Here is a 15,394-nt window from a genome sequence, read left to right as displayed (position 1 = left end):
GCCCCAGTGATCAGCCGCCGTACCCTGCTCGGCTCCCTCGCCGCCACCACCGCCGGGCTCGCCCTCGCGCCCCGGGCGTTCGCACAGCCCGCACCGCTGGGCTCGGCCGCCGCCGGAATGCCACTGCACCTCGTCAACGCCACCGGCGCGTACGACAACGCCTCCATCCGCGTCTACATCGTCGGCAACGACGGCAACCAGCAGGTCCGCGTCACCCCCGACGGCCAACTGGCGCCCGTCGCCCTCGCCGACAACGGCCCGGACGGCTTCACCGACTACGCCATCCCGCTCGCCGCCAGCGGCACCACCACGCTGAACCTGCCGCAGATGTCCGGCCGGATCTACGTCGCGCTCGGCGACCCGCTGAAGTTCAAGGCGGTCGAGGACGGCAACGGCAAGGCGGCGCTCGCCTACCCGGCGGGCTGGGTCGAGGGCGACCCCAACTACCCCGTCCTGCACGACTGCGCGGAGTTCACCTACAACTCCGGCGGCATGTACGGCAACACCACCATGGTCGACATGTTCAGCGTGCCGCTGGAGATCAAGCTCAACGGTGCGAAGGAGCAGACCACCGGCACCCTCAAGGACGGCGCCCGCGCCAAGGTCTTCGCCGACGTCAAGGCGGCCGACGGCTTCGGCAAGCTGATCGTCGGCGACAAGCGCGTCATCGCCCCCGGACACGGCCTGGACAGCGGCCTGTTCGCCACCGACCACCTCGCCCCCGCCATCGACGAGGCGTGGTCCACGTACGAGAGCAAGGACCTCAAGGTCACCACCAACGCCGGGACCTTCACCGGCCGGGTCGGCGGCGGCAAGCTCGCCTTCACCGGCCCCGGCTCCGTCTCCTTCGACAAGCCGTCCACCCGCGACGTCCTCTTCTGCGACGGCACCCTCGCCGCCCCCAACGACGGCACCCTCGGCCCGGTCGCCGCGATCCTCGGCGCCGCCCTCAACCGCTCCATCCTCACCACCGCCGACGCCCAGCCCGGCACCGACCCGGCCACCTTCTACCGGCAGCAGCTCACCAACCACTACGCCAAGGCCATGCACGAGGCCACCCGCGACGGCAAGGCGTACGGCTTCGCCTTCGACGACGTCGCCGGGTTCGCCTCGTACATCGAGGACGGCGCCCCGAAGGAGATCACCCTGACCCTCACGGCGTTCTGACGGCCCGCCGGCGGCCGCTCCCCGGGTACCGGGCGGCCGCCGCGCCCCGGGGTGCCGTTCCGGCCGCCCGCCCGGCCTGGCCGGAATTCGGTGGGGCCGCGCCGTGCCCGCCGCCCGCCTCGGCCTGGTCACGGTCGTCCTGGGCCACGCCGTCATGGTCTCCGTGATGACGATGACCCCGATCCACCTCGCCCACCACGACGCCGACCTGAGCGTCGTGGGCTTCAGCGTCAGCCTCCACATCGCCGGGATGTACGCGCTGTCGCCGCTGATCGGACGGCTCGCCGACCGCCTCGGCCGGATCCCGGTGATCCTGCTGGGCCAGGCGCTCCACCTCGTCACCGCCACCGTCGCCGGGCTCGCCGGATCCAGCCACGCCGCCACCGTCGGGGCCCTGTTCACGCTCGGCCTGGGCTGGTCCTGCGTCACCATCGCCGGATCCACCCTGCTCACCGAGTCGCTGCCCGCCGCGCAGCGCTCCGAGATCCAGGGCCTCGCCGACACCCATGAACCTCGCGGGCGCGGCCGGCGGCGCCGTGGCCGGCGGCCTCGTCGCCCTCATCGGCTACGGCGGCCTCAACGTGGCCGCCGCCCTCCTCACCCTGCCCGTCCTCGCCCTGGTCCTGGCACCCCGCACCCGCGCCTGATCACCGGCGCATACGAGAGGGGCCGCCCCACCCGGAGCGGCCCCTTTCCGTACGCGTACGACGTCCGGCTCAGCCGCCCCCGTACGCGCCGCTCGCCGTCAGCCGCAGCGCGGTGTCGATCAGCGGGACATGGCTGAACGCCTGCGGGAAGTTCCCCACCTGGCGTTGGTTGGCGGAGTCCCACTCCTCGGCCAGCAGTCCCAGGTCGTTGCGGAGCGACAGCAGCCGGTCGAAGAGCGTGCGCGCCTCCTCCACCCGCCCGATCATCGCCAGATCGTCAGCCATCCAGAACGAACAGGCCAGGAACGCGCCCTCGTCGCCCTCCAGCCCGTCCACCCCGGCCTCGTCACCGGAGGTCGGGTAGCGCAGGATGAAACCGTCCTCGGTGGACAGCTCCCGCTGGATCGCCTCGATCGTGCCGATGACGCGCTTGTCGTCCGGCGGCAGGAAACCCATCTGCGGGATCAGCAGCAGCGACGCGTCCAGCTCCTGGGAGCCGTAGGACTGCGTGAAGGTGTTGCGCTCCTTGTCGTACCCCTTCTCGCAGACGTCCTGGTGGATGCGGTCGCGCAGCTCCTTCCAGCGCTCCAGCGGCCCCTCGGCGTCGCCCGCCTCGATCAGCTTGATGGTGCGGTCCACCGCGACCCACGTCATGACCTTGGAGTGGACGAAGTGGCGGCGCGGCCCGCGGACCTCCCAGATGCCCTCGTCCGGCTCGTGCCAGTGGTTCTCCACCCAGTTGATCAGCTTCAGCTGGAGCAGCGAGGCGTAGTCGTTCCGGGCCAGGCCGGTCATGTGCGCCAGGTGCAGCGCCTCGATGACCTCGCCGTACACATCGAGCTGGACCTGGCCCGCGGCGCCGTTGCCGACCCGCACCGGCCGGGAGCTCTCGTACCCCGGCAGCCAGCTCAGCTCGTTCTCGCCCAGCTCCCGCTCCCCGGCGATGCCGTACATGATCTGGAGGTTCTCCGGGTCCCCGGCCACCGCGCGCAGCAGCCACTCGCGCCAGGCCCGGGCCTCCTCGCGGTAGCCGGTGCGCAGCAGCGAGGAGAGGGTGATGGCGGCGTCCCGCAGCCAGGTGAAGCGGTAGTCCCAGTTGCGGGAGCCGCCGAGGTCCTCGGGCAGCGAGGTGGTCGGCGCGGCCACGATCCCGCCGGTCGGCGCGTACGTCAGCGCCTTCAGCGTGATCAGAGACCGGACCACCGCTTCCCGGTAGGGCCCGTGGTACGTGCAGTGCTCGATCCACTCGCGCCAGAAGTCCTCGGTGGCGGTCAGCGAGTTCTCCGGCTCGGCCACCGCCGGGGGCTGGTGGTGCGAGGGCTGCCAGCTGATCGTGAAGGCGACCCGCTCGCCCGGCGCGACGGTGAAGTCGGAGTAGGTGGTCAGCTCCTCGCCGTACGTCTGCGCCGTCGTGTCCAGCCACACCGAGTCCGGCCCGGCCACCGCGACCGTCCGCCCGTCGACCTTGTGGACCCAGGGCACCACCCAGCCGTACGCGAACCGCATCCGCAGCTCGGAGCGGACCGGGACGGTGCCGCTGACGCCCTCGACGATGCGGACCAGCTGCGGTGCGCCGTCGCGCGGCGGCATGAAGTCGATCACCCGGACCGTGCCCTGCGGGGTGTCCCACTCGGACTCCAGCACCAGCGAGTCACCGCGGTAGCGGCGCCGGTCGGCGGGGAGCGGGCGGGTGCCCTCGCAGTGGGCGGGGCCCATCCGCCAGAAGCCGTGTTCCTCGGTGCCCAGCAGCCCGGCGAAGACCGCCGGGGAGTCGAAACGGGGCAGGCAGAGCCAGTCCACCATGCCGTCCCTGCACACGAGAGCGGCGGTTTGCATATCGCCGATGAGTGCGTAGTCCTCGATGCGCCCGGCCACGTGCATCTCCTGTCGAACTGGAGTCACGCCCCCTCGGGACGTGATAGCTGTCCGTCCTGCCCATGAAACGTTGTCGAGCAGCGGGACCGGAAATCGGGCGGGGATGGTGCCTCACCGGACGGCTCGTAACGAGTTTCCGAGCAGGATACGACGGCCCATGGGGCCCCGCGCGACGCCCACGAAGGGGAGCGTCACTCGTTCGGGTGGCGTGCGGCGGAGCGGGTGCGGCGGACGCCGCCGGGCGCGACCATCCCCGGTCGCTGATAGCCTGGTATCCCGTGGACCGGTGGGCCCCACAAATGTCACGGCAGATGTCACGGCACCCCCCGAGCCGCAGCGAAGGCACCCCTCGTACCCCGGGGACGGCGCCGCATCGCACCTCTCCACTCGCGACCACGGGAGCCCCCTCTTGGCCATGACGCCCTCTGCTTCTCGACAGAACGCAGCCACGACGACCAAGCACATCTTCGTCACCGGGGGCGTTGCCTCCTCGCTCGGCAAGGGCCTCACGGCCTCCAGCCTCGGCGCGCTCCTCAAGGCGCGGGGTCTGCGGGTCACGATGCAGAAGCTCGACCCGTACCTGAATGTCGACCCCGGCACGATGAACCCGTTCCAGCACGGTGAGGTCTTCGTCACCAACGACGGTGCCGAGACCGACCTGGACATCGGCCACTACGAGCGCTTCCTCGACGTCGACCTCGACGGCAGCGCCAACGTCACCACCGGCCAGGTCTACAACACCGTGATCGCCAAGGAGCGCCGCGGTGAGTACCTGGGCGACACCGTGCAGGTCATCCCGCACATCACCAACGAGATCAAGCACCGCATCCGCCGGATGGCGACCGACGACGTCGACGTCGTCATCACCGAGGTCGGCGGCACGGTCGGCGACATCGAGTCGCTGCCGTTCCTGGAGACCGTCCGCCAGGTCCGCCACGAGGTCGGCCGGGACAACGTCTTCGTCGTGCACATCTCGCTGCTGCCCTACATCGGCCCGTCCGGTGAGCTGAAGACCAAGCCGACCCAGCACTCCGTCGCCGCGCTGCGCAACATCGGCATCCAGCCCGACGCGATCGTGCTCCGCGCCGACCGCGAGGTCCCCACCGCCATCAAGCGCAAGATCTCGCTGATGTGCGACGTGGACGACAACGCCGTGGTCGCCGCGATCGACGCTCCGTCGATCTACGACATCCCGAAGGTGCTGCACTCCGAGGGCCTGGACGCGTACGTCGTCCGCAAGTTGGACCTGCCGTTCCGCGACGTCGACTGGACCCAGTGGGCGGACCTGCTGGAGCGCGTCCACAACCCCGACCACGAGGTCAAGATCGCGCTGGTCGGCAAGTACATCGACCTGCCGGACGCCTACCTCTCGGTCACTGAGGCGCTGCGCGCGGGCGGCTTCGCCAACAAGACCCGCGTGAAGATCAAGTGGGTCACCTCCGACGACTGCACGACCCCGGCCGGCGCCGTCGAGCAGCTCGGCGACTGCGACGCGGTCTGCATCCCCGGCGGCTTCGGCGACCGCGGTGTGGACGGCAAGGTCGGCGCGATCACCTACGCCCGTGAGCACAAGCTGCCGCTGCTCGGCCTCTGCCTGGGCCTGCAGTGCGTGGTCATCGAGGCGGCCCGCAACCTCGCCGGTATCGAGGGCGCCAACTCCACCGAGTTCGACCCGGCCGCCGCCCACCCGGTCATCTCCACGATGGCCGAGCAGATGGACATCGTCGCCGGTGAGGGCGACATGGGCGGCACGATGCGGCTCGGCATGTACCCGGCCAAGCTCGCCGAGGGCTCGATCGTCCGCGAGACGTACGACAACCAGCCCTACGTCGAGGAGCGCCACCGCCACCGCTACGAGGTCAACAACGCCTACCGCGGTGAGCTGGAGAAGAAGGCCGGTCTGCTCTTCTCCGGCACCTCTCCGGACAACAAGCTCGTCGAGTACGTCGAGTACCCGCGCGAGGTGCACCCCTACCTCGTCGCCACCCAGGCCCACCCGGAGCTGCGCTCCCGCCCGACCCGCCCGCACCCGCTCTTCGCGGGTCTGGTGAAGGCAGCTGTTGCGCAGAAGACGGCAGCACAGAAGCCGGCGGCACAGAAGCCGGGCGCCGGTAAGTAAGCAGAACCCGGCCGTTACGGTGGACCGGGGCAGGGATCTCGTACGAGGTCGCTGCCCCGGTTTCTGCGTTGACGAGGACAAACAGGAGGACGCATGGCGATCGAGGACACCCCCGAGGAGTGGACGGTCACCGCGACCGCGACGCCGTTCACCGGGAACAAGACGAGCGTGCGTACCGACGACGTCGTCATGCCGGACGGCTCCACCGCCCGCCGCGACTACCAGGTCCATCCCGGTTCGGTGGCCGTCCTCGCCCTCGACGACGACGGCCGGGTCCTGGTCCTGCGCCAGTACCGCCACCCCGTGCGCCACAAGCTGTGGGAGATCCCCGCCGGGCTGCTGGACGTCCCCGGCGAGAACCCGCTGCACGCCGCCCAGCGCGAGCTGTACGAGGAGGCGCACGTCAAGGCCGACGACTGGCGGGTGCTGACGGACGTCTACACCACGCCGGGCGGCTGCGACGAGGCGGTCCGGGTCTTCCTCGCCCGGGGTCTGTCCGAGGCGGAGGGTGAGCGGTTCGCGGTCTCCGAGGAGGAGACCGACATGGAGCTGGCGCGGGTCCCGCTGGACGAGCTGGTGCGCGGCGTGCTCGCCGGGGAGCTGCACAACAACTGCCTGGTCGTCGGCGTGCTGTCGCTCGTCGCGGCGCAGCAGGGACCAGGCCTGGAGTCGCTGCGCCTGGCCGACGCGCCCTGGCCGGCGCGCCCCTTCGACGCCTGATCCGCCGCCTGCCCGCCGCCGGTCCGCCGCGCCGCCACACCGTCCCCGGTCGGATGATCCGCTGATCCGGCGGAGTGACCCGAACGCCAAGGCCCGTGCGGAGCACGGGGTATGACGGGGTGTGAACTACGCTCGGCAGCGTTCCCGTCCGCGACCGGCGGCGGGCTCGTATGTGCAGGTGGACGGGAGAGTGGCCCGTGACGGACCAGGCGGTGGGCACAGGGCACCTTCCGCCGGAGGCGGCGGGATGCGCCGCACCGGCGGGGGGCCGACGGGCGCCGGGTGACGGCGAGGGTGCGGTGGCCGGTCCGCCGTCCTCGGCCGTGCCCGCCATGCCGGCCACGCCTCCGGCCGCCGGGTCGCAGGGCGAGGGGCCCGGGCCCTCCGGGGCATCGGCTCCCGCGCCCGTGGCCGCCGCCTCCGTCCCCCGTCCCGTCGTCCCCCCGCGTCCCCCCGCCCGGCCGATGCCGGTCGCCCCGCCGCGCGCCGCCTCCGGCCCCCTGCCGTCCCGCGGTCTGCTGGGCCGTTCCCGGGAGCTGAAGGCGCTCCGGGCCGACATCGAGCGGGCCGGGCTCGACACCCTCTCCGGCCGGAAGAGTCCCCGCAGCCGGGTGCTGCTCATCGCCGGGCGGCCCGGGTGCGGCCGCACCGCGCTCGCCGAGGAGCTGCTGCGCACCCTGTCCTGCACGTACCCGGACGGGGTGCTCCGGGCCCGGCTGTCCGGGCCGGGCGGGGTCCCCGTCCCGACCGGCGATGTCGCCCGCGGGCTGCTCACCGCGCTCGGCGCCACCGTCCCGGCGGGCTCGGACGACGACGAACCGGCCGAGGTGCTGCGCGCGGAGCTGGCGGCCCGCCGCGCGGTCCTCCTCCTCGACGACGCGCCCGGCGCCGACCACGTCGAACCGCTGCTGCCCGACGCGCCGGACTGCCTGGTCGTCGTGGTGTCCGAGGGCCCGCTCACCGGCATCCCCGACGTCCGGCCGTGCACCCTGGGCGGGCTGGACGGCGCTGCCGCGGTCGCGCTGCTGACCCGGTTCACGGGGCCGGTCCGGGTCACCGTCGACCCGCGGTCGGCCGACGCCGTGGTCGAGGAGTGCGGCGGGCAGCCCGCCGCGCTGGTGCTGGCGGGCGGCTGGCTCGCCGCCCGGCCCAAGGCGTCCGTCTCGGATCTGCGCACGGCGCTGCGCGCGGTGCCGCTCCCGGACGAACTCCCCGTCGGCGAACGCCCGCTGCGCCGCGCCTTCCACCTCGCCCACGACGCGCTGGCGCCGTCCGCGGCCCGGACGCTGCGGCTGCTGGCCCTCGCCCCGCCCGGCCTGGTCGACGCGCACACCGCGTCCGCGCTGGCCGGCTGCACGCCGGACACCGCCGCGGCGACCCTCGTCGATCTGACCGCGCTGGGGCTGCTGCACCAGGAGGCGGACGAGCCGGACGGCGACGACGGCCCGTCCTCCCCGGGCGTCGCCGCCGGTCCCCGCTACCGGCTTCCCGGCTGCCTCGCCGCCTGGACCGGGGAGCTGCTGCGCACGCACGAGCGCCCGGCCGAGGTCCAGTTGGCCCGCGCGCGGATGCTGGAGCGCACCGTCCGGCTCCTCCAGTCCTGCCGGGGGAGCGGGGAGCCGTCCGGGTCACCGGCGCGGGAGCGGGCGGCGGGGCTGCCGTATGCGCTGCGCTTCCCCTCGCGCGCGGCGGCCGCCGCCTGGCTGCGCCGCCGCCGCGCCGCCCTGCTGGACGCGGCCCGCCTCGCGGTGTCGGACGGTGAACTCGACACGCTGGACCGGAGGTTGATCGCCACCCTGGTCCGCGCGCTGATGGCGCACGAGGGCCCGGACGCGGCCGCCGGTGACCTCTATGCCCTGCACGAACTGGTCCTGGAGGTCGCCGAACGCCGGGGCCTGGGCCGGGAGAAGGCCGCGGCGCTGCTCAACCTCGCCGATCTGGACGGCGGAGCCGGACGCACCGAGGCGGCGCTCGCCCGGTACCGCGGCGCCCTGGAGGCGGCCCGTTCGGCGGGGGACGCGGTGGCGACCGGCCGTGCCCTGGAGTCGCTCGGCGGCACGTACAGCGAGCTGGGTGACTGGCAGCGTGCCGCCGACTGGTACGGCCGTGCCCTGGAGCTGCGGCTGAGCCGGGGCGAGACGGTGGATGCGGCGCGGCTGCATGGCCGGATCGGTGGGGCGCATGGCCGGGCCGGGCGGTGGCCGGAGGCGCTCAAGGAGTGGCGGGCGGCGGCCCGCACCTCCCGCAGGCTCGGTGATCTCGCAGGTCAGGCGCGTGCGGCGGCCGAGGTGGCACGGGCCTGGGAGCGCTCCGGGCGGCCCGAGGAGGCGCTGCGGACGTCCCTGGAGGCCTTGCACACGGCGCGCGGCGCGGGCGACGTACCGCTGGAGGCGGGGCTGCAGCTACGGATTGCGGACCTCCTCGACGGGCTCGGCGACCCGGCAGCGGCACGGCTGCACCGCGCCGCCGGGGAACAACTCCTCCAAGATCACCCCAAGTGACCTACGAAATCGGTGGTGATCTTGGAAACAATTAATGCTTTGCAAGGCTAGACAAGAAGGGATCCTTCAATAGACTGGGTTCACCGCGCCGCTCGCGGTCAGTTCCGTCATGTGTCACATGAGGGATAATTCTCCTGTAAGCACTCTTTCAAGGATCGTGATCGACGTGAAGGTCGGAATCCCCCGCGAGGTAAAGAACAACGAGTTCCGAGTGGCGATCACGCCCGCCGGTGTCAACGAACTGGTCCGCAACGGCCACCAGGTCTTCATCGAGAAGGACGCCGGTGTCGGCTCCTCCATCCCCGATGAGGAGTACGTGGCCGCCGGCGCGAACATCCTCGGCACCGCCGACGAGGTCTGGGCCACCGCCGACCTGCTCCTGAAGGTCAAGGAGCCGATCGCGGAGGAGTACCACCGCCTCCGCAAGGACCAGACCCTCTTCACGTACCTGCACCTCGCGGCCTCCCGCGAGTGCACCGACGCGCTGCTGGAGTCCGGCACCACCGCCATCGCCTACGAGACCGTCGAGACCGCGAGCCGCGCGCTGCCGCTGCTCGCCCCGATGTCCGAGGTCGCGGGCCGTATCGCCCCGCAGGTCGGCGCCTACCACCTGATGCGCCAGGCCGGTGGCCGTGGCGTGCTGCCCGGTGGCGTCCCCGGTGTCCAGGCGGGCAGGGCGGTCGTCATCGGCGGCGGCGTCTCCGGCTGGAACGCCGTGCAGATCGCCGTGGGCCTCGGCTTCCACGTCACCCTGCTCGACATGGACATCAACAAGCTCCGCGAGGCCGACCGGATCTTCGGCACCAAGGTGCAGACGATCGTCTCCAACGCCTACGAGCTGGAGAAGGCCGTCGTCGAGGCCGACCTCGTCGTCGGCGCGGTCCTGATCCCCGGCGCCAAGGCCCCCAAGCTCGTCACCAACGAGCTGGTCGCCAAGATGAAGCCCGGAAGTGTCCTTGTCGACATCGCGATCGACCAGGGCGGCTGCTTCGAGGACTCGCACCCCACCACGCACGCCGACCCGACCTTCCAGGTCCACAACTCGGTGTTCTACTGCGTCGCCAACATGCCCGGTGCGGTGCCCAACACCTCCACCTACGCGCTGACCAACGCGACCCTGCCGTACATCGTCTCGCTCGCCAACAACGGCTGGGTCGAGGCGCTGCGCCGCGACGCCGCGCTGGCCAAGGGCCTCAACACCCATGACGGCAAGGTCGTCTACCGCGAGGTCGCCGAGGCGCACGGCCTGGAGTCCGTGGAGCTGAGCGCCCTCCTGGGCTGAGCGTCAACCGCGCGCGTCCATGCGGAAAAACCGGCCGGGTCCCGTCGACGGGACCCGGCCGGTCGCGTGTGTGACGCGCCCGTACCACGGCGTCGGTGCGGCACCGGCGTGGGGGCGTGCAACTCGCGTCGTACGTAACCCTTGAGGTGATTCGCGTACCCCCGAAGCCTCATGTGCGCGCGGCTTGCACCCTTGACATGGGCGGGTTTCGTATCCGTCACATCGCGCCGGGTCGGGTGGATTGTGTTGCTGCGGACGCCCGACACGCCATAGAGTCGCCAATCGTCGGCATGGTGTCACGCTGACCTATCGATAAGTTTCCTGGTTCCATCCAAGGAGGTACGACGACTTGTGAATAAGTCGACAATTACTCCCGGAGGTGCTCAGCCAGGAGCAGTTGCGCGGGGCCAGGCCCCCTCGGGGTACGAGGCTGTCGGCTCCGCAGCGGTCCACACCCCCGCAGTCCACCCGAGCACGACCTCGACAGCCCACCAGAGCATGGACGGCCATTACGTGAACGCCACGGCCGGCGACCGGGGCAGTGGAGATCCCACCCGTCTCGCCGACTACGAAGACCTGCCCAAGGGGCATTTCTACGATCCGGACGCGGAGTACGAGCCGGACCCCGAGTACGCGGCCACGCTCGCGCCGGACGCTGCCCGTCAGCGCCGCGAGCGCGTCGGCCCGACCGGCCGTCCGCTGCCGTACTTCCCGATCCCGGGACCGTTGTCGGAGCACGGCCCCGCCAAGATCATTGCGATGTGCAACCAGAAGGGCGGGGTCGGCAAGACCACCTCGACCATCAACCTGGGCGCCGCACTCGCCGAATACGGGCGCCGGGTGCTGCTCGTCGACTTCGACCCGCAGGGCGCCCTGTCGGTCGGCCTCGGCGTCAACCCGATGGAGCTCGACCTGACGGTCTACAACCTGCTCATGGAGCGGGGCATGTCGGCCGACGAGGTGCTGCTCAAGACGGCGGTCCCCAACATGGACCTGCTGCCCAGCAACATCGACCTCTCCGCCGCCGAGGTGCAGTTGGTCAGCGAGGTGGCCCGCGAGTCGACGCTGCAGCGCGCGCTCAAGCCGCTGATGAACGACTACGACTACATCGTCATCGACTGCCAGCCCTCGCTCGGCCTGCTCACCGTCAACGCGCTGACGGCGGCTCACAAGGTCATCGTGCCGCTGGAGTGCGAGTTCTTCGCGCTGCGCGGTGTCGCGCTGCTCACCGAGACGATCGAGAAGGTCCAGGAGCGGCTCAACCCCGACCTGGAGCTGGACGGCATCCTGGCGACGATGTACGACTCCCGCACCGTGCACAGCCGTGAGGTGCTGGCGCGCGTCGTGGAGGCGTTCGACGAGCACGTCTACCACACGGTCATCGGCCGTACGGTCCGCTTCCCCGAGACGACCGTCGCGGGCGAGCCGATCACCACGTACGCCTCCAACTCCGTGGGGGCCGCCGCCTATCGTCAGCTCGCCAGGGAGGTGCTCGCCCGGTGTCACGCCGAGTGAGTCTGCCGGGCGCCGACGAGTTGTTCCGCACCACCGGGGGCACGGGCCTGCAGCCCGCACCGCCCCGCCGCACGGCCGAATCCGGCGACGAGGCGCCCCGGGTGCCGTCGCCGGGCGGTGAGCTGGACCCGGCGCCCGACGGTGCGGCGGACGCCACCGCGGCGCGCACCGCCCCGGCCGAGCACGGCGGTCGCGGCGCGGACCAGGAGGCCGCCAACGGGCACCGCCGGCCGGAGGGCCGGGCGGTGCCGGAGGCGGCCGCCGCGGCCGCGCAGCCGGGCGGGGCGGCCCGCCGCCGCGGGGGCCGGGGCGCCAACCGCCGCCCCAGCGGCCGCGAGCGCCACGACGAGAAGATCACCGTCTATGTCTCCGCCGAGGAGCTGATGGATCTGGAACACGCCCGGCTGGTGCTGCGCGGCGAGCACGGACTCGCCGTCGACCGCGGCCGGATCGTCCGCGAGGCCGTCGCCGTCGTCCTCGCCGACCTGGAGTCCCGCGGCGACGCCAGCATCCTGGTACGGCGGCTGCGCGGCCGGTAGGCCCTGTCGTCACCCTCCCGTCCGCCCCGGGACGACAGGGCCCGGCCGCCCCCGGCCCCGATAGCCTGCCGCCTACGCGGGCCCGCCGCCCGCGCGTCAGCCCGCCCGCGCGCGGGGCCCGCAGCACCCTGGACCACGATGCCGACGACCCAGCACGACACCGCCTCCCCGCGGCCCCCGCGCCGTACCCTCGGCCGGGGGGCGGAGGACGGCACGGCGGACCCGGACGGGGCCACCGCGGAGCCGGGCGGAGCCCCGGCGGCCGAGGAGACGCCCGCGGCCGGAGCGCCGGAGCCCGGCGCGCACCGGCCCGGCAGCGAGACCGCCGAGTCAGGCGAGTCCGCCGACGAGGCCCCGGAGCCCGACGTCCCCGGTGACCGCCGGTTCACCGTCCGGCTGGACAACTTCGAGGGGCCCTTCGACCTCCTCCTCCAGCTGATCTCCAAGCACAAGATGGACGTCACCGAGGTCGCGCTCTCCCAGGTCACCGACGAGTTCATGGTGCACATCCGGGCCATGGGTGCGGACTGGGACCTCGACCAGACCACCGAGTTCCTGGTCGTCGCGGCCACCCTGCTGGACCTCAAGGCCGCCCGGCTGCTGCCCGTCGCCGCCGTCGAGGACGAGGCGGACCTGGCGCTGCTGGAGGCCCGTGACCTGCTCTTCGCCCGGCTGCTGCAGTACCGCGCGTACAAGCGGATCGCGGACCTCTTCGGCGGCCGGCTGGCGGACGAGACGCGCCGCCACCCCCGCACCGTCGGCCTGGAACCGGTCCACGCCGAGCTGCTGCCGGAGGTGGTGCTGGGCATCGGCCCCGAGGGGTTCGCCCGGCTCGCCGTCAAGGCGATGCAGCCGCGGGCCCGCCCGCAGGTCTACGTCGACCACATCCACGCGCCGCTGGTCAGCGTCGCGGAACAGGCCGGGGTGGTGGCGGCGCTGCTGCGCCAGGCGGGCGCGCGCACCTTCGCCGAGCTGGTGGCCGACGCCCCCGACACCCTCACCGTCGTGGCGCGCTTCCTGGCGCTCCTTGAGCTGTACCGGGAGCGGGCGGTGGCCCTGGACCAGCCGGAGGCCCTGGGCACCCTCACGGTCCGCTGGACGGGCCCCGACGAAGTGACGCCGCAGGTCACCGACGGATACGAGGGGCGGCCCGACGCCGCGGACGGGGCCGATGACGAGCCGGACGACGCGTCCGGCGCGACCGACGACGAGGGAGAGCGCGCGTGAGCGGGGCCGGTGAGGCGTACGACGTCACGGAGCAGAGCGGGCCCGCGCGGCCCGGGGAGCCGGCCGGGGCGCTCGGTGTGGCGGAGCTGGAGCTGAAGCCCGCGCTGGAGGCCGTCCTCATGGTCGTCGACGCCCCGGCGACCGAGGAACACCTGGCCCGGGTGGTGCAGCGGCCCCGCCGCGCGGTCGCCCGGGCGCTGCGCGAACTGGCCGACGAGTACGCCCGCCAGGGCCGCGGCTTCGACCTGCGGCTGGTCGCCGGGGGCTGGCGGTTCTACGCCCGCGCCGCGTACGCCGACGCCGTGGAGAGCTTCGTCCTGGACGGACAGACGGCCCGGCTGACCCAGGCCGCGTTGGAGACTCTGGCCGTGGTCGCGTACCGTCAGCCGGTCAGCCGTTCCCGGGTCTCCGCCGTACGCGGGGTCAACTGTGACGGCGTGATGCGCACCCTCCTCCAGCGCGGGCTGGTGGAGGAGGCGGGGACGGAACCCGAAACAGGTGCGATCCTGTACAGGACGACGACGTACTTTCTGGAGCGGTTGGGCCTGCGTGGCCTGGACGAGCTCCCGGAGCTCGCACCGTTCCTCCCGGAGGCGGAGGCGGTTGAGCGCGACTCCCCGGAAGGTATCCCGTCGTTCGAAGTGGACGACAGCGGCGACTCTCAGACGGATCATTGATGCGAAGCAGCGGCAGGAACAGCACGGGCAGCGGCGGCGGTAAGGGCAACTACCGCGGCGCCGGGAACAAGCGCGACGAGAAGCAGCAGCGCGCGGGTCGGCCCCGTCCCGAGGAGCGCCGCTACGACGTGGGCGAGTCCGGCGACGGCCGCGGGTCCGCCCCGAAGAGCGGCGGCGCCCGGGGTGCCGCCGCCCGGGGCGGCGCCAAGGGCGGCCCCCGCACCGGCGCGAAGCAGGGCGCGCCCAAGGGCGGCCCGCAGCGCGGCCGGGGCCAGGCGCCGTCGCGCCCCCGCGAGCTGGACGCCAAGATCGAGGAGCGCAACCGCGCCCGGCACAACAAGCCGCAGGTCAAGACCCCGAAGACGTTCGGCGAGCAGGAGGGCGAGCGGCTGCAGAAGGTCCTGGCCCGCGCCGGTATGGGCTCGCGGCGTGCCTGCGAGGAGCTGATCGAGCAGGCGCGCGTCGAGGTCAACGGCGAGATCGTCCTGGAGCAGGGCGTCCGCGTCGACCCGGAGAAGGACGAGATCAAGGTCGACGGCCTCACCGTCGCCACCCAGTCGTACCTCTTCTTCGCGCTGAACAAGCCCGCCGGGGTCGTCTCCACGATGGAGGACCCGGACGGCCGCCAGTGCCTCGGCGACTACGTCAACAACCGTGAGACGCGGCTCTTCCACGTCGGGCGGCTGGACACCGAGACCGAGGGCATCATCCTGCTCACCAACCACGGCGAGCTGGCCCACCGCCTGACGCACCCGCGCTACGGCGTCCAGAAGACCTACCTCGCCGCGATCCAGGGCCCCCTGCCGCGCGAGATCGGCCGGATGCTCAAGGACGGCATCCAGCTGGAGGACGGCCACGCCCGCGCGGACCACTTCCGCGTCGTGCAGCAGACCGGCAAGAACTACCTCGTCGAGGTCACCCTCCACGAGGGCCGCAAGCACATCGTGCGGCGGATGCTGGCCGAGGCGGGCTTCCCCGTCGACAAGCTGGTGCGCACCGCGTTCGGCCCGATCGCGCTGGGCGACCAGAAGTCCGGCTGGCTGCGCCGCCTGACCAACACCGAGGTCGGCATGCTGATGCGCGAGGTCGACCTGTAACAGGCATCGCTTGCCCGTAGTGATCACC

The 15,394-nt window shown here is 72.5% G+C and carries 12 protein-coding genes; 11 read left to right on the top strand and 1 reads right to left on the bottom strand.

What is annotated here, in order from left to right:
• The first annotated feature begins 6 nt into the window (after positions 1-6).
• Both OG422_RS06155 and OG422_RS06150 read left to right on the top strand, forming a co-directional pair.
• The gene (locus OG422_RS06155; protein ID WP_143940635.1) at positions 7-1,167 is read left to right on the top strand and encodes a beta-1,3-glucanase family protein; all 1,161 of its coding nucleotides are present in this window, start codon (positions 7-9) and stop codon (positions 1,165-1,167) included.
• A 103-nt stretch (positions 1,168-1,270) separates the two neighbouring features.
• Positions 1,271-1,951, top strand: coding sequence for an MFS transporter (locus tag OG422_RS06150; RefSeq protein ID WP_405740608.1), 681 nt, complete (start codon positions 1,271-1,273; stop codon positions 1,949-1,951).
• Here OG422_RS06150 and OG422_RS06145 read toward each other — a convergent pair.
• Positions 1,884-3,695 carry a glycoside hydrolase family 15 protein gene (locus OG422_RS06145; protein WP_405747660.1) on the bottom strand — a complete coding sequence of 604 codons (1,812 nt, stop codon included), beginning with the start codon at positions 3,693-3,695 and terminating at the stop codon, positions 1,884-1,886. The genes OG422_RS06150 and OG422_RS06145 overlap by 68 nt on opposite strands.
• A gap of 409 nt (positions 3,696-4,104) precedes the next feature.
• Here OG422_RS06145 and OG422_RS06140 point away from each other — a divergent pair, with 409 nt between their 5' ends.
• The 9 genes from OG422_RS06140 to OG422_RS06100 all read left to right on the top strand — a co-directional run bounded on the left by OG422_RS06140 (position 4,105) and on the right by OG422_RS06100 (position 15,366).
• Positions 4,105-5,808: a CTP synthase gene (locus tag OG422_RS06140; protein WP_405740605.1), complete on the top strand. Its 1,704-nt coding sequence runs from the start codon at positions 4,105-4,107 to the stop codon at positions 5,806-5,808.
• A 93-nt stretch (positions 5,809-5,901) separates the two neighbouring features.
• The gene (locus tag OG422_RS06135; protein ID WP_405740602.1) at positions 5,902-6,528 is read left to right on the top strand and encodes an NUDIX domain-containing protein; all 627 of its coding nucleotides are present in this window, start codon (positions 5,902-5,904) and stop codon (positions 6,526-6,528) included.
• A gap of 464 nt (positions 6,529-6,992) precedes the next feature.
• Complete coding sequence (locus tag OG422_RS06130; protein WP_405740599.1) at positions 6,993-9,029, top strand: tetratricopeptide repeat protein; 2,037 nt, start codon at positions 6,993-6,995, stop codon at positions 9,027-9,029.
• A gap of 166 nt (positions 9,030-9,195) precedes the next feature.
• The gene (ald, locus tag OG422_RS06125) at positions 9,196-10,311 is read left to right on the top strand and encodes an alanine dehydrogenase (RefSeq protein ID WP_405740597.1); all 1,116 of its coding nucleotides are present in this window, start codon (positions 9,196-9,198) and stop codon (positions 10,309-10,311) included.
• 498 nt (positions 10,312-10,809) lie between these two features.
• Positions 10,810-11,826, top strand: a complete 1,017-nt coding sequence (locus OG422_RS06120) for a ParA family protein (RefSeq protein WP_143944289.1) — start codon at positions 10,810-10,812, stop codon at positions 11,824-11,826.
• On the top strand, positions 11,811-12,365 hold the full coding sequence (locus tag OG422_RS06115) for a hypothetical protein (RefSeq protein WP_143944290.1): 555 nt from the start codon (positions 11,811-11,813) through the stop codon (positions 12,363-12,365). The genes OG422_RS06120 and OG422_RS06115 overlap by 16 nt, the downstream gene beginning before the upstream one ends.
• 138 nt (positions 12,366-12,503) lie before the next feature.
• Positions 12,504-13,592, top strand: coding sequence for a segregation and condensation protein A (locus OG422_RS06110; protein ID WP_405740593.1), 1,089 nt, complete (start codon positions 12,504-12,506; stop codon positions 13,590-13,592).
• Entirely contained in the window at positions 13,589-14,269 is a 681-nt protein-coding gene (scpB, locus tag OG422_RS06105) for an SMC-Scp complex subunit ScpB (RefSeq protein WP_405740590.1), read from the top strand. The genes OG422_RS06110 and scpB overlap by 4 nt, the downstream gene beginning before the upstream one ends.
• The gene (locus OG422_RS06100) at positions 14,269-15,366 is read left to right on the top strand and encodes a pseudouridine synthase (RefSeq protein WP_405740587.1); all 1,098 of its coding nucleotides are present in this window, start codon (positions 14,269-14,271) and stop codon (positions 15,364-15,366) included. The genes scpB and OG422_RS06100 overlap by 1 nt, the downstream gene beginning before the upstream one ends.
• Positions 15,367-15,394: the final 28 nt, after the last annotated feature.

The organism is Streptomyces sp. NBC_01525 (genome assembly GCF_045040405.1).
In the GTDB taxonomy this organism is placed as follows: Bacteria; Actinomycetota; Actinomycetes; order Streptomycetales; family Streptomycetaceae; genus Streptomyces; species Streptomyces benahoarensis.
This window is presented reverse-complemented; position numbering and strand designations above follow the sequence as displayed.

Bases quoted from the DNA above. Each gene is read 5' to 3' on its own strand.
- OG422_RS06135 (WP_405740602.1), top strand. From the start codon at position 5,902: ATGGCGATCGAGGACACCCCCGAGGAGTGGACGGTCACCGCGACCGCG.
- OG422_RS06100 (WP_405740587.1), top strand. From the start codon at position 14,269: ATGCGAAGCAGCGGCAGGAACAGCACGGGCAGCGGCGGCGGTAAGGGC.
- OG422_RS06140 (WP_405740605.1), top strand. From the start codon at position 4,105: ATGACGCCCTCTGCTTCTCGACAGAACGCAGCCACGACGACCAAGCAC.
- OG422_RS06120 (WP_143944289.1), top strand. From the start codon at position 10,810: ATGGACGGCCATTACGTGAACGCCACGGCCGGCGACCGGGGCAGTGGA.
- OG422_RS06110 (WP_405740593.1), top strand. From the start codon at position 12,504: ATGCCGACGACCCAGCACGACACCGCCTCCCCGCGGCCCCCGCGCCGT.
- OG422_RS06145 (WP_405747660.1), bottom strand. From the start codon at position 3,695: ATGCACGTGGCCGGGCGCATCGAGGACTACGCACTCATCGGCGATATG.
- OG422_RS06130 (WP_405740599.1), top strand. From the start codon at position 6,993: ATGCCGGTCGCCCCGCCGCGCGCCGCCTCCGGCCCCCTGCCGTCCCGC.